Annotated in this window: 24 protein-coding genes and 1 riboswitch; of the genes, 6 read left to right on the forward strand and 18 right to left on the reverse strand. The window is 47.0% G+C overall.

Annotated features, from left to right (window positions below; genetic code table 11):
• Positions 1-350: 350 nt before the first annotated feature.
• Both H8B09_RS10665 and splB read right to left on the reverse strand, forming a co-directional pair.
• The gene (locus H8B09_RS10665; RefSeq protein WP_191203468.1) at positions 351-578 is read right to left on the reverse strand and encodes a hypothetical protein; all 228 of its coding nucleotides are present in this window, start codon (positions 576-578) and stop codon (positions 351-353) included.
• Positions 579-693: 115 nt separating this feature from the next.
• Positions 694-1,740, reverse strand: a complete 1,047-nt coding sequence (gene splB / locus H8B09_RS10670) for a spore photoproduct lyase (RefSeq protein WP_191203802.1) — start codon at positions 1,738-1,740, stop codon at positions 694-696.
• A 181-nt stretch (positions 1,741-1,921) separates the two neighbouring features.
• Here splB and H8B09_RS10675 point away from each other — a divergent pair, with 181 nt between their 5' ends.
• Positions 1,922-2,767: a hypothetical protein gene (locus H8B09_RS10675; RefSeq protein WP_224753457.1), complete on the forward strand. Its 846-nt coding sequence runs from the start codon at positions 1,922-1,924 to the stop codon at positions 2,765-2,767.
• Positions 2,768-2,826: 59 nt separating this feature from the next.
• Here the strand turns inward: H8B09_RS10675 and H8B09_RS10680 are convergent, their stop codons facing one another.
• From H8B09_RS10680 to coaA, 6 genes are all read right to left on the reverse strand, one after another.
• Complete coding sequence (locus H8B09_RS10680; protein ID WP_191203470.1) at positions 2,827-3,381, reverse strand: hypothetical protein; 555 nt, start codon at positions 3,379-3,381, stop codon at positions 2,827-2,829.
• Between the two features lie 320 nt (positions 3,382-3,701).
• Positions 3,702-4,259 carry a creatininase family protein gene (locus tag H8B09_RS10685; protein WP_318152578.1) on the reverse strand — a complete coding sequence of 186 codons (558 nt, stop codon included), beginning with the start codon at positions 4,257-4,259 and terminating at the stop codon, positions 3,702-3,704.
• A gap of 8 nt (positions 4,260-4,267) precedes the next feature.
• A complete protein-coding gene (locus tag H8B09_RS10690; protein WP_224753458.1) occupies positions 4,268-6,034 on the reverse strand; it encodes an ABC transporter ATP-binding protein in 1,767 nt (588 codons plus the stop codon).
• A 194-nt stretch (positions 6,035-6,228) separates the two neighbouring features.
• Positions 6,229-6,603: a hypothetical protein gene (locus H8B09_RS10695; RefSeq protein ID WP_191203472.1), complete on the reverse strand. Its 375-nt coding sequence runs from the start codon at positions 6,601-6,603 to the stop codon at positions 6,229-6,231.
• Positions 6,604-6,625: 22 nt separating this feature from the next.
• Positions 6,626-6,958 carry a hypothetical protein gene (locus H8B09_RS10700; protein ID WP_191203473.1) on the reverse strand — a complete coding sequence of 111 codons (333 nt, stop codon included), beginning with the start codon at positions 6,956-6,958 and terminating at the stop codon, positions 6,626-6,628.
• Positions 6,959-7,138: 180 nt separating this feature from the next.
• On the reverse strand, positions 7,139-8,062 hold the full coding sequence (gene coaA, locus H8B09_RS10705; RefSeq protein ID WP_191203474.1) for a type I pantothenate kinase: 924 nt from the start codon (positions 8,060-8,062) through the stop codon (positions 7,139-7,141).
• A 214-nt stretch (positions 8,063-8,276) separates the two neighbouring features.
• On the opposite strand from coaA, the gene H8B09_RS10710 reads away from it, so the two are divergent.
• Complete coding sequence (locus H8B09_RS10710; protein ID WP_191203475.1) at positions 8,277-8,603, forward strand: YnfA family protein; 327 nt, start codon at positions 8,277-8,279, stop codon at positions 8,601-8,603.
• A gap of 50 nt (positions 8,604-8,653) precedes the next feature.
• Here the strand turns inward: H8B09_RS10710 and H8B09_RS10715 are convergent, their stop codons facing one another.
• Complete coding sequence (locus tag H8B09_RS10715; RefSeq protein ID WP_191203476.1) at positions 8,654-11,050, reverse strand: glycosyl hydrolase family 95 catalytic domain-containing protein; 2,397 nt, start codon at positions 11,048-11,050, stop codon at positions 8,654-8,656.
• A gap of 164 nt (positions 11,051-11,214) precedes the next feature.
• Between H8B09_RS10715 and H8B09_RS10720 the strand changes: the two genes are divergently transcribed.
• A complete protein-coding gene (locus H8B09_RS10720; protein WP_191203477.1) occupies positions 11,215-12,120 on the forward strand; it encodes a helix-turn-helix domain-containing protein in 906 nt (301 codons plus the stop codon).
• Between the two features lie 34 nt (positions 12,121-12,154).
• On the opposite strand, the gene H8B09_RS10725 is transcribed toward H8B09_RS10720, so the two are convergent.
• The 7 genes from H8B09_RS10725 to H8B09_RS10760 all read right to left on the reverse strand — a co-directional run bounded on the left by H8B09_RS10725 (position 12,155) and on the right by H8B09_RS10760 (position 17,881).
• Entirely contained in the window at positions 12,155-13,144 is a 990-nt protein-coding gene (locus tag H8B09_RS10725; protein WP_191203478.1) for a DUF3221 domain-containing protein, read from the reverse strand.
• A 16-nt stretch (positions 13,145-13,160) separates the two neighbouring features.
• A complete protein-coding gene (locus H8B09_RS10730; protein ID WP_224753459.1) occupies positions 13,161-13,658 on the reverse strand; it encodes a DUF4307 domain-containing protein in 498 nt (165 codons plus the stop codon).
• Between the two features lie 470 nt (positions 13,659-14,128).
• The gene (locus tag H8B09_RS10740) at positions 14,129-14,704 is read right to left on the reverse strand and encodes a hypothetical protein (protein ID WP_191203481.1); all 576 of its coding nucleotides are present in this window, start codon (positions 14,702-14,704) and stop codon (positions 14,129-14,131) included.
• Between the two features lie 125 nt (positions 14,705-14,829).
• The gene (locus H8B09_RS10745) at positions 14,830-15,774 is read right to left on the reverse strand and encodes a methylenetetrahydrofolate reductase (RefSeq protein ID WP_191203482.1); all 945 of its coding nucleotides are present in this window, start codon (positions 15,772-15,774) and stop codon (positions 14,830-14,832) included.
• A 175-nt stretch (positions 15,775-15,949) separates the two neighbouring features.
• A complete protein-coding gene (locus H8B09_RS10750) occupies positions 15,950-16,123 on the reverse strand; it encodes a hypothetical protein (protein WP_191203483.1) in 174 nt (57 codons plus the stop codon).
• A 173-nt stretch (positions 16,124-16,296) separates the two neighbouring features.
• Positions 16,297-16,503: riboswitch (cobalamin riboswitch) on the reverse strand.
• 142 nt (positions 16,504-16,645) lie between these two features.
• The gene (locus H8B09_RS10755; protein ID WP_191203484.1) at positions 16,646-17,017 is read right to left on the reverse strand and encodes an iron chaperone; all 372 of its coding nucleotides are present in this window, start codon (positions 17,015-17,017) and stop codon (positions 16,646-16,648) included.
• 168 nt (positions 17,018-17,185) lie between these two features.
• Positions 17,186-17,881 carry a hypothetical protein gene (locus H8B09_RS10760; RefSeq protein ID WP_191203485.1) on the reverse strand — a complete coding sequence of 232 codons (696 nt, stop codon included), beginning with the start codon at positions 17,879-17,881 and terminating at the stop codon, positions 17,186-17,188.
• 125 nt (positions 17,882-18,006) lie between these two features.
• Between H8B09_RS10760 and H8B09_RS10765 the strand changes: the two genes are divergently transcribed.
• Both H8B09_RS10765 and H8B09_RS10770 read left to right on the forward strand, forming a co-directional pair.
• Positions 18,007-18,852 carry a gluconate 2-dehydrogenase subunit 3 family protein gene (locus tag H8B09_RS10765; RefSeq protein WP_191203486.1) on the forward strand — a complete coding sequence of 282 codons (846 nt, stop codon included), beginning with the start codon at positions 18,007-18,009 and terminating at the stop codon, positions 18,850-18,852.
• An 18-nt stretch (positions 18,853-18,870) separates the two neighbouring features.
• Entirely contained in the window at positions 18,871-20,586 is a 1,716-nt protein-coding gene (locus tag H8B09_RS10770; protein ID WP_191203487.1) for a GMC family oxidoreductase, read from the forward strand.
• A gap of 200 nt (positions 20,587-20,786) precedes the next feature.
• Here H8B09_RS10770 and tatA read toward each other — a convergent pair whose 3' ends face one another.
• Together tatA and tatC are read right to left on the reverse strand one after the other, a co-directional pair.
• Positions 20,787-20,996, reverse strand: coding sequence for a twin-arginine translocase TatA/TatE family subunit (gene tatA, locus H8B09_RS10775; protein ID WP_191203488.1), 210 nt, complete (start codon positions 20,994-20,996; stop codon positions 20,787-20,789).
• 27 nt (positions 20,997-21,023) lie between these two features.
• Positions 21,024-21,767, reverse strand: a complete 744-nt coding sequence (gene tatC / locus H8B09_RS10780; RefSeq protein ID WP_191203489.1) for a twin-arginine translocase subunit TatC — start codon at positions 21,765-21,767, stop codon at positions 21,024-21,026.
• Positions 21,768-21,932: 165 nt separating this feature from the next.
• On the opposite strand from tatC, the gene H8B09_RS10785 reads away from it, so the two are divergent.
• Positions 21,933-22,307 carry a c-type cytochrome gene (locus tag H8B09_RS10785; protein WP_191203490.1) on the forward strand — a complete coding sequence of 125 codons (375 nt, stop codon included), beginning with the start codon at positions 21,933-21,935 and terminating at the stop codon, positions 22,305-22,307.
• Positions 22,308-22,376 lie beyond the last annotated feature (69 nt).

Genomic DNA, 22,376 nt, shown 5'->3' on the forward strand with positions numbered 1-22,376 from the left:
TTGTGGTCCTCTGGCTCCTGTATTCCCAACAGGTCCCGTCGCCCCTGTTGGACCCGTAGGCCCTGTTACACCAATTGGCGGCACAGGTTTGGGCTTTAAGTGATGCTTATGCCGATGCTTCTTGTTGTTAGGTTTGCAACAGCACCTATCAAGCTTCATCCGGCAGTCACGGCAAAGACGTATCGGTTTGTGGCGTTTCAACGGTTCACCGCTCCTCTCCGTTGGAGCCTTATGCTACACAAAAAAAACCTCACGACGGAGGCAGAATGTTATAGGACTCGTCGCTCTAATTTGTATAACGTGCTGCATGCAAAGCCCATTAGTTCATTCTATGGCGAGTTTTACGAGAGCTATGATAATTTCTGTATCTCTTCTTGAAGGTACGCAATTTCACTTTGGCATTTCGCTAATTTAACCAAATGCTGCTCTCGCAGCGCCTCTCTTGTTTCACCTTCCGGCAAACGATCAATGAGTTTAAGCAGTTGTTTCTCAAAATCCTGCTGCTGCAGCCGTCGTTGAAGTCGATTTTCCCAAATGATTCTGTTTGTTGACTTTGTATTGTTCCATTTCGGCTTCATGGCTATCACCTCTTGCCTTATCATATGCACGAGTATGAATCGTAACGACACGGTTTATCACAAATCCCATTATCCTGTCACCACATATAAAAAAGCCGCGAAATATCGCGACTAGTCATGTGAAATATTCGATCGCAGCCTCAGGGAAGTGATCGTGAATCTGTTGATAAAGGAATTGTTTGAGTGCATTCGCCTGATCATCCGGATAGACGTACTTCCCTTGTCCCCAACGTCCCCACTTGTATTTCCGATTTTCTTCGTCCATTTCGAGTTTTGATTTCGGATATCGTTGTTGAATAACGTTTTTCGCTGTTTTGGTAAAACGGTGCTGAATGAGCTCAAATGTAAGATCAGAGGTCGTTTCTCGCGGTAGAGCTTGTTTGAGTTTAGCAATCAGATCCGAGTACCCTTCTTCCCAGCCATCATGCCAAATAATCGGAGCAATAATAAACCCAAGCGGATATCCCGCATGCGCAACCTTCCCGGCGGCGGTAATGCGTTCGTGGAAATTAGACGTACCCGGCTCAAAATTACGAATCACATAGTCTGCATTTACGCTAAAACGAAACCGAGTATGCCCGTTATGATTCGCATCCAGCAGCGGCTCTACATGATGATACTTTGTTACGAATCGAAGCCGACCGAGCGGCTCTTTGCCCATAAACTCGATATACTCCTTGAGCGAACCAGATATATGCTCCAGACCTACTGGATCGGATGTACAGGCTGCCTCGAAGCGGGTAATTTCCGGAGCACGTTCTTCGATATACTGTTTCGCTTGGCTAAGGATATCATTGGTGTTCACATAGACACGGACATAAGGCTTCGCTCCGAGCGTTGTCTGTAGATAGCAATAATGACAATGCCCCATGCACCCTGTAGCGATAGGGATCGCATACTCTGCCGAAGGCTTGGATTGGTCGAACTTAAGCGTCTTGCGAATGCCTACGACTAATGTTCTTTTGGCAATTTTGTATTTTTCCAGATCAGTCTCGCCCGGTAAATTGGTTATACGATTATGAGAGCTTGTTATTCGAATCGGGAGCCCTTGCTGCTCGGCCCAATCGTGTATTCGCTGGCCTTTCGGGTAATCAAGCGCATCGGGTTCAAAATAAACGAGCTCTGGAACGAATATTTTCGTTTCACGTGCTGGCGGTGCCATTAACCCCGATGAACTGGACAAAGTTGAATCCCCTCCTCAGCTCACTTCTTATTTATCTTTAGGATGGACGGAATCATCATTTTCATACCATGAATCAAATGACTGAATGGCAGCAAGCCTCCTGGAACAATATATGGTGAATACCGATCCCTCCGAGTATATCTATTGGGAAGTGATGTTTATGCCTAACAGTGCCTATTGGTTTCTGGGATTGAGCGTTAGCAGCATTCTGCTGCTAACGTATACGTTATTCCATGCAAAGAGTACCGTACGTGCTATCTTCTTATTCCTGATCATGACCCAAATCGCATATATGATTGAAACGATCATTTATATTTTTGGCAGCAGCTATACTTACCTTCCGGGTTTGTTAAAGAACAATGCGTATTATGACAGCAATATGGGGGCGCTGACTTCAAATTTGCTCGTTATCCCTACAGCTGCGATTATCATTGCGGTATTTGAATGGCGATGGAAAGCAATTGCCGCACTGATCGTCTTCATTGGAGTTATAGAATGGGTATTCGTGTTGCTAGAGATCTACAAGTTGAACTGGTGGCGAATCGAGTATACAGCGGGTGGATTAGTATTCTACTTCTCTGTAGCAAAGCTGCTGTATTCCCGCCTTCTGCGTCCAGTTAACGGAATGTTCCATTCCCTTCTCCTGTTCCTTTGTATAGCTCCTATTATGGGAACGTTGCATATCTTGCCTATTATGTTGTTCATGAATCGAAGTTACGATCCGAGCTGGTTCAACGATCCTGCACATGATACGACTGCTTGTGCTTCCTTATACTATATAGTCAGTTCATGCATGATTGTAGCGATCATGAAATTGCAACAAGGGCATGTGTGGTTAAAATATTGCGGAATCGCGGTGTTTATTCTCGTTCTTACGCTAGAACTAGTGCAAACCGAGATGCTCACCATCCATAAATGGTGGGATCCCTGGTTCTATTGCTTGTTCCCAGCAACGGTTTATTTGCTCCTGAGGCCCATAAGTACTCGCTTGGCTAGAGGGGCGTGACCTATGTTCCGAATAGCTGGTGACACAACTTGTCGTATGCGTTAACTGTAACGAACTGTCTACCAATCACGGAACAGCTCTTCGATTGCTTCGCGATGTTCGATGAATCGACCGAATAATACGTTGTAATCATATGTGGAGCCCTCGAGCAGCGAATATCCGGTAAAACCATTATTGCCTGCTACGAATAGCAGCGGCACCTTCTTGTCCTTAACAAGGAGAAGAATTTCCTTCGTATCGACGGACTCTTTGCCCGTTGTTGTGTTGATAGTGAGTGAGATCGGTTCCTGCAGCGTTAGATAAAGAAAGGGATCCTTTACTTGATTAATATCTTTATAAGGATCCATCGACTTCGTATAGGTGGATGCCTCGTCATTCGGCATAAGCGCGTATATGTAATTAATCAAGTGATTGGCCAGAATAAACGCATTCATGAGAGGAACGCTAGCTTCTCCTCCATCCTTCATGTGCGAAATGGCTCCTAAGAGCGACAACTTCATTGCCAGTTGATCGACAGAATTTGAATTGATCATCGAGTTACTAATCTTGTCTGACAAGGACTCTTTCTCCTGCTTCAACTGCTCCATCTGCATCGACATTTGATTTAGCTGCATCTCGGCTTCTACAACCTTGTTATTTAATTCAGTATTTATAGTCTGTATATCTGATGACGACTCCGATGAAGGGCTCTGACATGCGGATAATACTAGCAAACAAGTTGATAAAGCGATAATCCATATTGTACGCAAAATAAACGACCTCACTTTCGATTATGACTTTCCAATATATCCATTTTTTACATAGACGTAAAAGATCTTGATAAGTTTCACTCACAGAAAAAAAAGCCTCGACTCCTATTGAGGAATCAAGACGGATGAAGCTTACATCTTGCTGCACATGGTTAGTAATCTGCGGAATATATGATCAATAGCCGTCATTTACTCAGCACTTTACGGCGATAGCCTTCCTCAAGAAAGCCCTTGAGACCTTCCGCTCTTCTCTGAATAAATGTGTTCCGGAAGATCTTGCCCTTATCTGCTAGTTCGGATTGTGAGTGTAGCCCATCCTCATATTGGCCCCAGCAGCCGTCCACGGTCAGCTTATCCCAGCCGACATAGTCTGCATAGAGGCGATTCTCGGTTGGGACATCAGATCCCATCGAGTGAAGCTTCACCCATTTAGGACAAAGCCACATAGCCGTACACACCGACAACAAGCCGCCATGGATCTCGTTCAAGCCAGTCAAGCCCGCTGCAGAAACTGCTTCTTCCCATGCAGCGTGGTTGTTATGATTAGCAGTTATGACGATAATGTTGGGATATTTGAAATTGATATGTTTGATGAATGCGCCTTCCCAATAAGATCCGCCATGTCCTGTGCAGACGAGAAACTTCTTAAACCCTTGTTTGGTTAAGCAGATGATCTCCTCTAACATCGCAGTTAAGACATTAGGGCTTACGGTGATCGTCCCTATGAAATTGGCATGCTCCACTCCTCTCATTAACCCACAAACTCGGTTATCTGCTGCTTCTCCCAATAATCCATGAATCGTCCGCCGCTGCGGATCAGTGCTGTTGGACTTCCCGTTTCTCTGACTTGTCCTTTCTCTAGGAAAACGACAACGTCAACGTTGCGAATGGTTGATAGCCGGTGCGCAATGATGATCTTCGTACTATCGCCTGACCAGTCGGCTAGTTGCTGCTGGAACAACGATTCGGTTTCAACATCGAGCGCTGACGTCGGTTCGTCGAGGACAAGGATCGATGATTGGCGTAAAATTGCTCGTGCAATCGCGATACGCTGCTTCTGCCCTTGCGATAACTTGATTCCTCGCTCACCAACTCTTGTATCGAACTTATCGGGCAACGCTTCGATAAAATCAATGGATTGAGATAACTCAGCCGCTATATGAATCTCCTTAGCGCCGGCATCTTGATGACCGACAGCGATATTGTCACGAATGGTGCCATCGAACAAATAGATATCTTGCGTCACTGCCGCTAGACACTGGCGAAGTGACTCTAACGTATAGTCCTCGATTGGTATGCCGTTGATGCGGATGGTACCTTCTTGCGGCTTATACACGCGATAAAGCAATTTAATGATCGTGCTCTTGCCCCCTCCGCTTGGACCGACCAACGCCATCGATTGACCGGGAGCGATTCGGAAACTGACATTGGTAAGAACGGGCAGGCTATCTGGGTAAGCGAATGAGACTTTGTCGAACTCAATGGATGGCGACATTGGCTTCAGGATAAGATCTCCGCCTTTATCTTCCGGTTCCATCTCCATCGTATCGAGCAGGCTTTCTGTTCCGGCCGATACCCTTTGCAGCGAATTGATGATCCATGTAATATCGTTGAACGGGGCGCTTACCCGATCAAGCAGTGTAATGAATGCGACAAGTGCCCCGGGTCCAATCTGACCATCGACCATCAGAACTGCCCCGATACCGATGCCGAGCAAATAGCCAAGCTTCTCTGGAATCATTCGTACGAGATCGCGAATGGCCTCCATTTTCTCAATGTCCACCCATAGCTTGATGCCGCGTTTGCACACTTCTCCGAAACGGTGAATGACGGACGTCTCGAGTTGATTCATCTTGATTTCACGCATACCCGATAGCGTCTCACCCAGATGGAAGAACACTTCCTCGCCGTTCTCCTGCTGTTTAGCAACAAGCTTCTTATACGATTCTTTCACGACAACATTGCTTAGAAGCTGCAGCGGGCCGACAAGAATGGCGGCGATGCCGAGCAGCGGGTTAACGTTTAACAGATAGACGCCAACAGCAACGAATGAGATCGGTAGCGAAATTAACTTGAGGATATCAAAGACGATAAAATGTTTGAACACTTCAAGCTCATTAAACAGCAAATTCTGCGATCGCGAGCTGTGACGTGATTCATGTTCGCTCAGTGACAAATCAATCAGTTTCGATAATACGATCTGCCGCATAGTGAACACGACATTCGTATTGATGATCTGATTGCAGATACGCGCGAACGTCGTACATAGCAGTCCGAGCACTACGAAACAAACAATTGCGATAATAATTGAAGTTAACTCGTCTCTTGTTAAGCTCTGACCTCCGTCAAACAGACGCCTGCTCGTATCGGCGAGCATTAACGAAGCGCCAGTGCCGCCAAGCTGCAGCACGATTACAGCCAAATACCAGTACTTATACTTGAGACCCAAGTTAAGAAAATCTCGAAATCCTTTACGCCTGACGAGCGCTATAACACTTCGACTCCTAACAGCGTTCAATGCTTCAACTCCCCGGATACCGTTGTAACTTCGATAATCGTAATGCGTACATTTTGTAACAATATGGTATTGTTATTCTTGGAAATCCTTAAATTTCCTGCAAATAATAAATATTAATGTGTAAGCAGGTGCGAATTGAATCGTAAAACCATTGCATAGAAAAACCGCCTGAATTAGGCGGCTGCGGATTGATCCTATTTACTTGTGCTTAATAGGTCCTGGATCTCTTGGTAATCTCCTTCGCTAATGATCGAATCTGGCCCATCGATAATGTTTAACTGAAGGGAATCTCCAGATTCATACTCGTATTGAAGAATCCATATGCCAGATCCGATGTCCTTCGTGTTTCCCAGCACATTAATCACGTCATTGTAGGTCATCTTGTTCGTGATTTGTTTCAATTGAGAAGATGTTACTTGTGTAATCTCGCTCGTTAATCCAAGTATTTCAGGCGTATTCGCATTACGATTTGCTCCATCTGGTACGTCTCGAATTTCTAATTCACCTGAACGGGAACAGCCAGACAACAGTATGACAATTACAAGTATAATCATCCAATAGTTTCTCATGTTTCCCTCCTCGAGCCCTGATCTACTCTATTCTATATGTAAACCCTGGGAAGACGCGATGTTCCTCTACCTTCGTCTCCGCTACCCGATCCCTTGCTTTCACTAAGTATTGCAAACCTGTCTTGTATTTCTTCGTATCGGTTTCGATCACCGTTAGATCCCAATAGGTAATGGTAGTCGTATCAAGCCAAGTTTGAATGGCTACGCGTACTTGATATTCTCTAGGCTGATCGTTTCCAAAGTGAATAACTTTAATATCATTAATTTGTGTGGAAAGCATCGTTGGTCCCATGGAGAAATGAAGTTCACTTAAGAAATCAACATCTAGATCATCCGTTACGGATCTGCGTATCAATTCAGGATCACCTTGCAAATGCGGTAAACATGATTTTGTTACGCACAATAAATCTCCTTTTTATCCATTTTTTTATATAGACGGGATTCGTGCAATAAGGTTGCAGAGTATACCAGCCAGATAGAAGTTGGATAAACAAAAAAGCCGCATGAATGCGGCTCTAAGGTTATGTAATCCTTATCAAAATTTACGGTAAAGCACTTTCTCAACTTGATGGGTTTCCCCCTTCTTGAGAATGATATTTGCACGGCGCCTTGTGGGTAAGATGTTTTCCTTAAGATTAACGGCATTAATCGTCTCCCATAACTCAGACGCCTTCTGGATCGCCTCTTCTTGCGACAACTCGATATACCGATGAAAGTGAGACATTGGATTCTGGAATGCAGTCTGTTGAAGCAGCAGAAACCGCTCAATGTACCAGCGCTTCAGATCCTGCTCTTCTGCATCAAGGAAAATGGAAAAGTCAAAAAAGTCGCTCACAAATACATGCCTCGTTTTATCGACTTGCAGGACATTAATCCCTTCGACAATCAAGATGTCGGGCTGATGGATGATATCGACTTCATCCGGGATGATGTCATAAGTTAAATGTGAATATATTGGAGCTTCGACACTCCCAACACCTGATTTTACCTTCCTCATAAAATCGATAAGTTTCCTCGAATCATAACTCTCAGGGAATCCTTTGCGGTGCATCATCTGATTCTTCTCCAACGTCTGCTTGTCGTACAAGAACCCATCCGTCGTTACAACTTGTACGTTAAGATGATCTTCCCCGCGAGACAACAGCGTCTGAAGAACGCGTGCAATCGTGCTTTTGCCGGCTGCGACGCTCCCCGCGAGTCCGATTATGTATGGCTTCTTAACGGGCTCATCATTGAGAAAATCGTCCGTTATCGCCTGCAGATGTACAGAAGCCTGCATCCTCATCTTAATGAGACGGATCAATGGGAGATAGATCTTCTCGACCTCTGGAAGCGATAATTTATCGTTCAATCCCTTTATCGTTTCGAGTTCCTCTTCTAAGAGCAGCAAGGGGGTTTTATTCCGCAGCGCTGCCCATTGTTCTCGATTGAAGTGCAAATAGTTCGAATACGGTGTCATCCCATTAGTCCTCGACTTTCCTCACCCATATGTGAATGAACGTTTAAGGTTCTGAAGCACTGCCGCAGCAGTCGATAGCAGTATCTTTTTCTTCATTATGACAGGATATCCTCCTTCGTACGAAAGGAAGTCTGCAAACCTCGGCTCATCAGTTGACGTTAACTATTCCAATTGTTTACGCTAGGAGGAGGAAAAGTGTCTAGGAGGATTCATTTTGCTGAAGTCTATCGTAATATTCATTCTAGCCGGATTTGCCGAGATCGGTGGCGGCTATCTAGTTTGGTTATGGCTGCGGGAATCGAAGCCGCTCTGGTATGGAGCTGTTGGCGGTCTCATCTTGATCTTGTATGGCGTCATCCCAACGCTGCAGAACTTCCCTTCGTTCGGACGAGTCTATGCGGCTTATGGCGGCGTTTTTATAGTATTGGCAATCATTTGGGGATGGCTCGTCGATAAGAAAACACCAGACATGTACGATTGGGTCGGCGCTGCTGTCTGTATGGTCGGGGTGTCGATCATTCTGTGGGCGCCTAGAGGATAATCAGTATACAACAATAAGAAGCCGATTCCTGTGAATCGGCTTCCACTATTTTATACCGTTATAACCAATCTGCCATCTTTCACCATCATAACATCGTAGAAACCTTCACCCAGCGTTGATGACGTGAAGGTGACATTGTACCCCGATATTGAATAGTGATCAAATGCAGTCGGCAGCTTCAACGTAATCTTCGTGTTTCTCTCCGCTGTAAGCTCTGCTCGGAACGTACCTTCTTCTCGATTCCATTCGAATGACACCTTGCCTGTGCAGAAACGTAGATCGGTTACTTTACCGCTCGGCCATCTGTCCGGCAGCGCTGGCAGCAGCTTAACCATCGTTGGCGAGACATAGAGCAGCATCTCCTGAACCGCATTCACCCATCCCATATTCGCATCCAGCTGAATCGGCGCTTCCTCCATATTGAGGCAGACGCCCATATCCCGCCAATCGTTGTGCAGCGTCAGGAAGTTGTTCAGCAAGCAGGAGCGGGACAAAATATCCAGCTGTGCTAATGCCTTATTGCCGTCGCCTAATCGTGCATAAATGGCTGACATATGTCCGAGCGACCAACCGGTCTGCGCACCGATAAGACGCTTGCTAACCGCAGTTTCGAACGCTTCGAACCGTTCAGGATGCTCTTCTCTCGTGAATTCCTGCCCCGGAAAGATCGGATAAATATGAGACAAATGACGGTGATTATACCGATCGTCGAATCGCTCATCCATCCACTCGCGAATAGCGCCATCCGAATTGACTTGATAGTCCGGAATCCGCATCAGCATGTCTTCCCATCTTGCGATATCATCGCTATACACATCAGCTTCTCGACTGCCCGCGATCAAATGCGTAAGCAGCTCCTTCAGAAGCGCACAGTCCATCGTTGCGTTAACCGTCGTTGGCATAGGGTGCGCAAGCGGCCGGCCATCGGTTGGCATGAAGTTCTCAGGCGTGTTCTCCGGCGATATGGACGGATAGAATTTGATCTGACCATCCTGCTCCAACACGATGAAATCTTCGTAGAAGAGCACTGCTTCCCGCATGAACGGCAGCACCTTGTCCACGAGAAGAGCGCGATCGCCCGTATATAGATAAGATTCATAATAGTGCCTCGCTAACCAGGCTGCAGCACCTGTCCAGTTCATAATGACCGGCACGATCTGATTCGGCACTCCAATGCCTGGGGTTGATCCGGCAGGGATATAGATCCCTCGGCAACCGTACAGCTTGCGTGCATTTTCACGAAAATCATCCATCATACTCTCGTAATAACGTATGAGCGCGGGCATCAGATCCATCAGACCGCCAGCAGGTACATGCCAATACATCATCTGAACATTCTCGTTGGCCATGTTATGGCACCAGGTAAGCTGATAATCTCCACCCCATAAGCCATATAGTCCGAACGGATAACCTTCCTCATGGGTACCGGAGATGAACAAATAACGACCATACGCCCACATCAGTTGCACCAATTGGGTAGAAGCCTCGCCATCATAAGCATCCAGCAGCAGTTCCTCGTTCGTCCGTTCTCCTTCCCGGTGTCCTCCAAGCTCTATATTTGCACTGTGGAACAATGGGCCGTGAAGAGCTTCATGAGAAGTTAAGAGCTGACTGTATTCTGTCGGAATGGCGGACACTTCGGCCTCCAGTCTATTCCACTCGCTCTCGCGATCGCCTTTCACGAACAGTTTAACGATAGCAAACACGCGCGTTGCACCTTGGAAGCCAATCCCATCTTGCGCCTTCGCTGCTGAATCTTCTGCGCTCGTGACAACTCGCATGACTGCGCCGAAGTCCGTTCCATCGTCATTGCGGGCAGCGTAATAGGAATAGTCTCCCTTCCCTTTCGTCTGAACGCTTGCTTCGATCTCCTTGCAGGCTTCAACTAGATTAGGTTCGTCAGTAGGATGAAAGGCAAGGCGTATCGCTCCATTGAAGGCCTGTCCTTCCGCGCTGATTTCGTAGATGATGGCATCGTGTGCTCGTGAGACGAATAACTTCCGCTCATATCGCTTCTCACCATCCTGCCATGTAACCGTGATCTCGCCCGTCTCCATGTCGAGACTTCTTCTGTACTGCTTGAACGCATGCTCGCATTCCATCGTTAGTCTCAGATCTGCAACGGGGAACCGAGACGCCAACTCTGTCTTGTAGCCTCTGTCTACCAGAGCGTTCGTGAGATGCCAGCTTGCTTCTAGATATTTCTCATCGTCCATCAGCCTGCGTGTTTCCGGAAGCGTATAGCTGACGTCGGGGAGTTCATCCTTGCGGCCCCAGTGCCACAGATCCTCATGCGTAAGCATAACGGTCTCGTCCTTCACAGCGCCGTACACCAATGCGCCGATCCTACCGTTGCCGGAAGGCAATCCTTCTCTCCACTTGTTATTCCACCACGTAGTCGGATATTTGAGAATTAACTTGTTGCGGCTAGTTGTCGAATTGTCCATTCATGATCAGCTCCGATCGTTATAGGCTGTTGATCTAATAAGATCAGTATAGGTTCGGCGGCTAATCATGTCTTTGGATAAAATGATTCGTATTTGTCCTTTATTCCAATATAATAAAGGGACAAGCATGATGCTTAGTTCTGCGATACGGGGGTGTGAATCTAATGAAAATCCCGGTTTACAGCTTTCGAGTGGATTATGTTACGCGTTATTCGGCCTATAACCCTTTGCTACTTTTTGCACAGAAATATGTGTTCGCCCCGGACGAGCAGTGCTCCCTTCGCAAATGTTACGCCAGTGCCATTGTCCTGATCGAATCAGGCAAAGGTGATCTGGATCTAGATGGGACATGCTGTGAAGTGCAGCCGGGTTCTCTTGTGTATATACCTGCTGGCTCTGTACATCGCTGGGTGGCGGATTCCGATGATCCGATGGTTCACCGATGCGCTTATTTCGATTGGCAGCACGTGGATCGGCCAGACTTTCAATATCAGCGTGATTATTTCTGTGCTGTTGAAGATTATCGTGAAGAGCTTTCCTGCGTTCATCCGACGATTGAGCTGCACGAAATGATTCATAGCTCGAACATTCAACTATGGGTCTCCTATTACAATGCATTGACACCGCCGCCCGAAATGCTGAGCACTCGCAGTCCATGGGATCGACTGCAGTACAACGGGGCATTTCAGACGTTTCTCCATCAATACGTATCGGCAGCGATGAAGAATGGAACGCGTGATCCGCGAATTACTCGTATACTTGAACGGATAGAACAAGAAACACTTGAGGCCTGCGAACGGTATTTGTATCAATGGGCGGAAGAATTGGGGCTGAAGAAAAGCCGCTTTCACGCTTTATTCAAGACGGACACCGGCTATTCGCCAAACGATTATGTGAAACAGCTTCAATTCCATCGAATCGCAGAGGATTTGGTGTGCAACGCTCTTTCCATAACCGACATTGCGTCTAAGTACGGTTTTTCGTCCATTCATTATTTCTCGAAGGCATTCCGCTCGACAACCGGCCTGTCCCCTTCGGACTATCGGAAGAAATATGGCGCCGTCTACTAAGCGACAAAAAGCCGCAGCTGCGCGGCTTTTTGTTCTAGTTTGGATTCAATCGCAATCCGTTAAGCAACGCCAGGAATTGCTCTTTGGTTGAAGCTTCTTTGTCATCTCTCGAGAATTCCAGTACGAAGATGGCTTTGTCTTGAATCGGGATAACGGCGTAATAAACATCATGAGTGCCTTCAATGCCAGAAGCGGCAGTGCCGTTATCTGCATCCAGCGTGTATAGTTTAGCGCTCCCGAGCGGAATGTCGATATCCTCCACATTCGTAACTTCGCTGTGGTTTGGTTTATAGAACTTGAAGTCAAAGTCGACTGCGTACACGTATGTAGTAACCTCTCCTACAGTGGCGCTGCTTTGATCATGGATTGACACGTCTCCCCGGTCGCTTGCACGGAGCGACCATCCTTGCGGTGCGGTTAACTCCAAGTTGGAAGCATTGTATATCGGAGTAGAAGGAATCTGTGTGCCGACAGAGCCGTCTCCATCGTTAATATAGATGTTCTCGACATTACGGGGTTCGGAGTCAGCCAGACCGTCCAACAGACTGATCGACCATTGATGGGTGTTCATCTCGTAGGAGATGTTCATGACGATCGGCACTTCCATCTCTGATTTACTGCCAATCGCAATTGCAAGTGCTTGCTCTGCCATTAGCTTTGTTTCATTGGAGACTGGTATAGAGATGGTGTCAATACGATTGGCTCCTCCTATACCTGGATAGGAAGCATCTATATCCCCGAATAGAATCGCTCTTACTCGCTGTCCGACCGAGAAAGACTTACCGAGTGATCCGATCCATAACGCATCCTTATTTCCGTTAACAGAAATATTGGTTTCCGATGCAACAAGAATGCGATCCGTCGTCATTTTGGTCACATAGCCGGTGTAAACGGTGGTTTCATTGGAATGAGGACTGTCAGCTGTCTGCGATTCTTCTACAACAACAGGTTGCACAGGTGTCGTACAAGCCGTCATACTTAGTAAACTTAAGATGAGGATGGCTGAGCATACAATTCGATTCATACACAACCTCTTTCTATTAGAAGAATATTTCCAACGTGTAGAGTCGTCGTTGATCTACGTTAAGAACAGCGACAATGTAGCTTCCATCCTCCTGTTTACGCGTGAAGTATAAGGAGTCTTGATTGAATTCCACCGGATACTTGTTGAACAGCTTCCCATATCGTACATGACCTTGATATAGCTGTTGAATCTGTTCCTTGTACCCATTGATGAGTGCATGTATCCCATCGCTATTGTCCCCTACCTTGTTCCAAATGTGCAGCTGCTCAAGCTGTTGAACAGCTTCTTCATCATAATCGCTTATGTAGTAATAATCCGGATCCCGCCCACCGTTATAAAAGACGCTCTTCACCTTCTCGGCTGGAGGCGTATCGAATCCCCAATTCAATCTCCAAGATAGAGCTTGGCTGGATGCCACCATCTTATGATATTGATTGTATCCAATTCCAATGCCACCACACAGGACAGCTAATGAAATTAGAATTATCCACCATTTCCGACGAATGGTTATCACCTCTTCTACCTCTATATGGAACCAATGTTTATAATAAACAATAAACGCGTAGTCATCAATTGACTCGCGTTTATTGTTTATTTATTCGGATTTCTTCTTATTTGTATCCCATATAATGCGAGACAAATAAGCATCTTGGCCAAACAAAGAACAAACATTGCAATGAATGCATTGGAATAGCTGTCCGTCACATCAACGATCCAACCCGTCAATGCTGGACCTAACCCCGCAACTGTTATTAGAAACGCTTGTTTACGCTTCTTCATCAGTTCGGATACTGATGGATGCTCATTCGCTGCAATATTAGCTGCAACGCAAGCATTACGAGGTCAGCTAGTCGTTACGGTCTTCTAATCTTCTTGGTCATATATACGCATCACTCCTTATGTATCCACCATTAGACGTCAGACATCTGTTGTCTAGTTAGTGATTACGACAATAGAAAAGCAGCCGACCATAGAACTCGACTGCTAACCTCTAATGATTCGTTCAATGGTTTGATCGAATGCGTGCCTCAACTGATGGAACGATACGACGTTTACATGTTGCAGAGCTTTCAGCTCCTTATGTATGAAGGTCGGCTCGTCATATAGCACAAGGATCGAAAGCTTATTGGACTGGAAGTGCGGTCTGAGCTTCGTGTACATTTCGTTGATCAGTGTGTTATCGATCAACGATTCAATCGCGTAATGTCCCCAATACCCGCCGAACCAGGCATTGAATGATTGCCAGCTCTCAACAAAACCAAGCTCCCCTTCTCGATCTGGCTTGAAGAGTCTTAAGTATACCTTCCTCTCCGTTTCTCCGACACCGTTATGGTCGCTTTGAGGATTCAATGCGATCTTACCCAACATGTCTTCCCACACTTCAGTAAAGACGTGCTCGAAATTGTCATCCGTAAGATGCCAATCATCACAGTTGAGATAAGGAAACTTGCTGTTTCGTTCGCTGCCTGTCTCCCTTTTGTTCAAAACCGCGTTTTGCACATAGATCAAGTAGTTCAATGCGTAGGAGGCCCTTAATTCAATCGTGAAGCTGCTATTCATCAACATCACTTCCTTTGAGATAAACAAGTCTACCCATATATATTACCATTTACACCCACTGCAACAAGTTCAATCCTCTTCGGCAAAAGAAAAAACAGCCGATCCTCAGATCGACTGCTTACTTATTAGCTACTGATAATATGGACAAGATGCTTCTTATCGATCAGCGATTTAATGTCTTTAACCATCTGAATCGAGGCTTCGATCTCAACCTTGCGGGTAGACACGCTCTCTATGCTGCAGCCTACAGGAATGCCTTTCTCTAGACCGAATTCCAGCAGTTCTTCGAAAATTTTGTTCGTAAGCTGGATCGATTTATCAAGTACGTCCGTTGAATATTTCAATTCATTCTCCAGCCACCGCGGGATGCTGATGCCCAGCCACTTCATGAATTCGAGCGTCTTCGTCGAGCCGCATGGCGCGAGGTTGAATAAGACGGGAACCATCTCAATCTCAAGCTCATTACAGTAATGATAGTAATCGGACAAGAAGCTCTTCGATGCCTCGACGTTATAAGTAGCTTGTGAGACGAAGAAGCTGCATCCCTGTTTCATTTTGTTCACGACGCGTATATGTTCATCATGCTTCTTCGTGTGGCGCTCAGGAATAATAACGCCTCCGAAAGTAAGCTCTTCATTGTGCAGGTTGCTCAGTCTATAAGCGTCTGTCAGCTCAAGCGTTACCTGCTGCTGGCTCGAGGAGGAGCCGACGTATACACTGAAGCGGTCACAGTCTGTACCCTTCTTTAACCAATTTGTCAGCTCTGTTTCGGAATATTTGCCAACACAGCGGTAAATAATCTTCGGCACGTCAAGCTCATGTAGATATTGTTCGCTATAGGTTTCAGGGTCGAGCATCGCCATATAAGGGAACGGCCGCTCCTCGTTAATGCGATCAGACTCCTCCTGTACGTCGTACAAAATCAATGCATCTATATCAACCTTCTTCAGTCGTTCAACCTGCTTTTGCGAGATCTCCGTGATTTTCTCCGTCGTATTCGACTGCTTGGGCGGAGTCATCCCGTATGTAATGATCCCTGCTTTCTTATTCTGAATTGATTCTCTAAACATATGATCCCATCCTCAGACGATTGTTAACACCAACATGAATATTTATTCATCGAGCCCCATATATATTCGCACATTTTCTGATGAATTGCTATCCCTTATTTCAATAAAATGCAGCCGATTGCATCAGTATACATCGTACCATCGATTTTCTAAGCTGAAGTGCTCAACCAATAGCTTAGCGAAGCAATCTGCTCATTACTTCACTCCATCGATCCTGTGTGCTTAGGGATGTGTATGCCAAATGATGCAGCAGGCTCGAGTAACCCTCTGCATTAAGGTTCGTAATAACTGCAGCCATCAACTGCTCATCCTCTAAATGGGATAACATGTGAATCAATTCATGTCGCATCGATGGTCCCTCCCCCATATCCGCTGCGTATTCCTAATTAACTTTTACTTTCTGTATCTGTGAACAACAATAAAAGGCGTCTTCCCAAGGCCTGAATAAGCAAAGGGAAAGACGCCTTCATAATCGTAAATTATGAGAGTTCATCTAACACCTTCCTATCTCCCGTAGGTACAGCAGTGTCGTCAGAACAGGCAGGTCTCCTGGCTCCGGAATCTTCACATGGCAGCGGCCTTCCCGATCGAATTCGATCAGTGGCGCTCGCTTACTGCCTTGCTCCTCCGTTACAGTGGCGGGACCGCGTCGGTTTTTCACCGGACTTCCCTATTAAGTCTAATTGACATCCTTCATGCCGATTAGACACCTGTTCCCGATTGTATGTAATTGGGGCTAAATCCATTACTACCATCATAGTCGACAATGAACGAATAACACAAGTGTCAAACCTGTGATGTTGTTTTTACGAAGAATCTATTCTAATGAACAAAACACCGAAGGTTGCTTGATTGCGACCTTCGGTGTTTCTTATTTGCGCCAGAAAGTCGTGCAGTCTGCCTTGTCCTCGATATTAAACGCAATGATTCTTCCTAGCAAGTCGTAGTCTACGGGGAGATTCCACTTCATCCGGAATAGCTGATCAGTATGATCATACCCAACCCGGACTATCTCGTCCGAGAAACGGGCAATAGCCGCCCGTTCTGGCGCGACTGACATATGCTGCTTCGCGACGCTGAAACCGATGATGAACGTATCATGATCGGTGAACATTGGCTGATTCCATGCAATCTTAGTGCCCAAATTCGGGAATTGTACAGCAACCCAACGAAGCACCTCCTCCATCCTCTCCCGATTGCTCGGGTTCTCAATGCGTGATGTAAATTCATCAAAAACGTCCACAAGGTTTCCTCCAATCGACCATGATAAAATGAATTTGCAATTTCTCCTCTCCTCTCCTCTACTCTATCTCAACATGCTTTACGTTCGCTGGCTAGTTAAGGTTCCTGCTATGTGCAAAGAAAGAGCATCCACCGATCAGCCTTATGGCCTTGGCAGATGCTCTTCTTCTTACTTCTTGATGCCTTTGCTTTCAACGATCTGCAGCAGCGTTTGAATCTCTCCTGCAATTTTGGCTGGTGACAGCTTGTCCGCAGCAGCGTCCTTCCGGATCTGCTCGATCATTTGGACAGCTTGGGCGCTTTCGACAGTAAGCACCTTAACTTTGCCGCCCATGAAGCCCTCGATTTGTTTGGCTGCTAGAGCCAGATTATCGTGGCTGGAAGCAGCTGTTGCCTTAATTCCTCCCAATCCTTCACCTGGGGTAGAGCCCTTGCCCGACGATCCTTCATTCGGACTAAGCAGCTTACGTTGTACATCGTCATATTGGGAAGCGCTTGGCACCATCTTAGCGGTCGCTAGCACAACAGTGTCATCGAATACAAATACACGCACATCAGAGATTCCGGCACCGCTGAGTCTGGATTCCAGATGCGCGGAGAAACCGGTAGAATGCAGCCCTGAACTGCCAATCATGCTGTACACCGTCGTGCCCATTCCATTCGTTGTACTGCCATGACGGTTCGTTGTCATGGTCTTCATCCCATTCTCTGAAGGAATCAGATTAGGGTCTCTTACGGCAGCGGCATGTGGCGAATGCGCTGTGTGGATTCCAACGTTCTCTTCGTTAGCCGTGCTCGCGCATCCGCTTAGAAGCAGTACAGCACCTAGTGTAGATACTACGGTTGTCATTGATTTCATTCTCATCGTCAATCCTCCCTGCTTGAGGCTGTTGCTGAAGTTAGCATCTCCTTGCTCCTGAAATGAATATTCATGTTTGCTTGGAAAACAATAAACGTGCGACCAGGAATTACATTTCAGGAGGGAATGTGATGATACAATCCGAAGATCAAGTATCTGAAGAGAAACAAAGTACGACTTCAACAGCTATTCAAGAACCAGAGTCAGGTGACGCCGTCCACATCCATAGCAGCTCCCGTCGTAAATTTCTGAAGACGACCGGATATGCGCTTGGCGGTCTCGCCGTTGGTGGTGTTCTAAGCTCGCTCATTGGCTGCAGCAAGAAAGAAACGAACAATGAAACGACGGAGAAACCACCGGCGACGGATACCGGCGCTGGCACAGAAGAAGTACGGAACTACAACCGCGCTTTGATGTTCTTCACGCAGGAGCAGTACAAGATTGTGGAAAGCGCAGCGGAGCGCATCTTTCCTGAGGACGATAACGGACCAGGAGCGAAGACGCTTGGTGTTGCTTTCTTCATCGACCATCAGCTTGCTGGCGATTACGGCTTCAATGGGCGCGACTATATGAGCCCTCCGTTCTATGCTGGCGAGAAAGAACAAGGATATCAAGGACGTCTGAAGCGGCGTGAAATTTATGAGATCGGTATCCGTGAATTGGACAACTACAGCAATACCAAGTATCAGAAGGGCTTCACCTCCCTCGCGCCTGAAGAGATGGATGCCGTGCTGAAGGATTTCGAATCCGATACGGCTAAGCTGACATCGATCTCAGCAAGCGCGTTCTTCAAAATGCTGCGGACAAACACGCTCGAAGGTGCATACAGCGATCCGCTGTATGGCGGGAACGCAAATATGAATGGCTGGAGGATGCGCGGATATCCCGGCAACCAGATGAGTTATGCAGCGACGATCGACCAAGGATTTACGAAAATAGAGCCGAGCAGCCTGCAAGATCACCTGGCAGCGCATTAGCTCAAGAAGGAGTCTGCTATGGCAAAAACATTACCCAAAACCGATGTTGTCATCGCCGGCGTTGGCTGGACTGGCGGTATTATTGCAGCTGAGTTAACGAAAGCAGGACTAAATGTTGTCGGTCTCGAGCGCGGCAAGGAGCGGAAAACTGAAGATTATTTCATGGTGCATGATGAATTGCGCTATGCACTCCGCTATGAGTTGTTCCAAGACTTGTCCAAAGAGACGATCAGCTTCCGCAGCAATGAGAAGGTTCGAGCGCTTCCTATGCGTTCTTACGGCTCCTTCCTTCTCGGCACCGGTCTAGGCGGGTCAGGCGTGCACTGGAACGGCCATACGTATCGGTTCCTCCCCTACGACTTCGAGATACGCAGCAAAACAATTGAGCGTTATGGCAAAAATAAGCTGCCAGCGGGCATGTCGATTCAAGATTGGGGCATCACCTATGATCAGCTAGAACCGTATTATGACAAATTCGAAAAAACAGCCGGAATCTCTGGCGAGACTAATCCGCTTGGCGGCAAGCGCAGCGCAGATTATCCGACGCCGCCGATGAAGAAGTCTCCGTCTCTGCAGAAATTTGCAGATGCCGCAGCTCGCATGAAGCTCCATCCGTATATGATGCCTTCCGCCAATTTGTCGGAGAATTATACGAATCCAGATGGGATTGCTCGCGCTGCCTGCCAATATTGCGGTTACTGCGAACGTTTCGGCTGCGAGTATGGCGCCAAAGCCGACCCTGTCGTAACGGTCATTCCTGTCGCTAACAAGACGGGCAAATTCGAAATCCGGAGCCACTCCGATGTAAGACGCATTATACATAAAGGCGGCAAAGCAACCGGCGTTATGTATATCGACATTACAACAGGCGAAGAGATTATCCAGCCTGCCGATATTGTCGTCGTGGCCAGCTACGTGTTCAACAATACGCGCCTTCTGCTGCTATCTGGCCTCGGCAAAGCGTATGATCCTGCTACTGGCAACGGCGCAATCGGCAAAAACTATGCTTATCAGGTGATCAAAGGGAGCGCGGCGGGCTTTTTCGAGAAGGAAGAGTTCAATACGTATGCAGGTGCAGGTGCGTTAGGTGTATCGCTTGATGACTACAATGGCGACAATTTCGATCACAGCAGCCTGAACTTTATTCACGGCGGTGTCATTACACTCACCCAATCAGGCGCTCGGCCGATTCAGAACAACCCGGTTCCTTCAGGTACGGCAACTTGGGGTTCGGAGTTCAAGACTAACTCCCTCAAGTACGCGAATCGAACGCTCAGCATTGGCGCTCAGGGATCATCGATGTCGTATAAACATCACTATTTGGACCTTGACCCAACCTATAAAGACGCGTACGGCGATCCGCTTATTCGAATTACATTCGACTTCGAAGATCAAGACAAGGAGTTAGCGAAGTTCTTGGCACTTAGATGTTCAGAGATTATGAAGGAAATGGGCGCTGATCATGTTGATTTCCTGAAGGATCTTGGCCCCTATGAGATTATGACGTATCAGTCCACTCACAACACGGGCGGCGTCATAATGGGTGCGGACAAAGGCGATTCAGCTATCAACAATTACAGTCAGATGTGGGACGCGGACAATGTATTCGTTGTAGGGGCAAGCTCCTTCCCGCAAAATGCAGGCTACAATCCGACCGATACGGTTGGTGCACTAGCCTACCGCACGGCCGAAGGCATCCTGAAGTATCGTGACAAAGGCGGCATTCTCGTCTGAGAAACCACGCCATCGAGATGTTTCCAAATCAGTCATGTGTCATTAGAACCTCCCAATAACAAGCTAAAGGACCTCGAAACCCACTGAAAGGTGGAAGTCGAGGTCCTTTTTCACGAACATATTTGATACTAATTGGGCTCGAAAAATCACACTTTCGACTATTGGGCCCCGTTCTTTTCCTGATCGATTCTCCCCTACGCTTACAGAAGGTTCTGTGAATCCTTTTTGTCCTGTTCAATCGCTGCAGTAGGTTGCGTGTCGTCCTCTACAATCCCCCTCGTTGAACTGCGGAATTCACGAAGCGTATCACCAAATGCGCGGCCAAGCATCGGCAGCTTGGACGGTCCGAATACGATCAAAGCGATGAGCAAAATGATAATCAACCCTGAAACGCCAATGTTATTGAACATAGATACTCCTCTTTTCGTCGAATGTTTTTATGCGGGATCGGGATTTGGATACGGGAACGCAGATGCGTGACGGCGCGCATACCGTTTGGATAGAAGCGCACTGATCTCAAACAACAGCAGGAGCGGAATGGTTACAGACAGATGCGAGACGAAGTCCGGCGGAGATATGCAAGCGCCAACGACAGCTAGACCCACGTAAGCATATTTACGTGAAACATTCAGCCTCTCAGGCGTAAGCAGCCCCAATCGAGTCAAGAACAACATGACAAGCGGCATCTCGAATGCAACGCCCAGCGGGAACACGACACTAAAGAGGAAGACAAAGTACTTGTCTATGCCGTATGTTTCGGTTGCTCCAATCGTATGGTTCATCTGAATCATGAACTTCAGCATCATGGGGAATACGACAAAGTAGCTGAACGATACACCACCAAGAAACAGAAAGAACGATACGGGCACATAGGCAAGCGTACCCTTCGCTTCTTTATACGTCAGACCAGGTCTAACGAATGCCCATGCCTGATACAGGAGCACAGGCAGCGTGAACAGCATCGCCAGCAGAAACGCACAGCGCAGGTAGATGAACAGTCCGTCTGTGAATGAGAATACGTTCCACTGAACGTTAGCTGCCGCTGAACTCTTGATATACTGCAGAATGCGGGGCGACAAGTAAAGTCCGCCACACATGGCCACAAGGAAGCAGCTAAATACGATTAACAGCCTTCGCCTCAACTCCGTTAAGTGTCTCACCACATCCTCGTTGATGTCCAATCGTGTTCACCTCGATTCTCCGGCTTCATTTGTTATTATTTTCAAAACCCATGTTTAGATTGTCCAGCTTACACCGTGTTATGCGTTTCGAATAGGAATCCGAATATGAATCGAAGCCTATGGGAAACGTATGACAATAATACTAAGAATGAGGTGTTATCTGCGATGGTGAAATCCAAATGGATCATGGGGTTAATGGCGCTTACGCTCGCCGTTTCGCTAAGCGCTTGCGGAAACAAGAAAGAAGAAACGAACAACGGAACAACGACTGGCAACAACGAAACAACAGGTAATACGAGCGGCGGCACGGTTGATGCGGCAGCTGCGGAAACGGTGTATAAGGCCAACTGCATTAGCTGTCACGCAGTAGATCTTGCTGGCGGCATCGGACCTAACCTGCAGAAAGTTGGCGGCAAGCTGTCAGTGGCAGATATCACGAAACGTATTGACGAAGGCGGCGGCGGCATGCCTGCGTTCAAAGGAACATTAAGCGATACGGACATCGCCAATCTTGCTGGATGGCTCGGTTCCATGAAGTAAAACGCATAAGGGCAGCCTCAGGTCGATTCATTGACCTAGGGCTGCCCTTTGTTTTGCTATAGGTAGAAC

Source organism: Paenibacillus terricola (assembly GCF_014779765.1).
Classification (GTDB): domain Bacteria; phylum Bacillota; class Bacilli; order Paenibacillales; family Paenibacillaceae; genus Paenibacillus_T; species Paenibacillus_T terricola.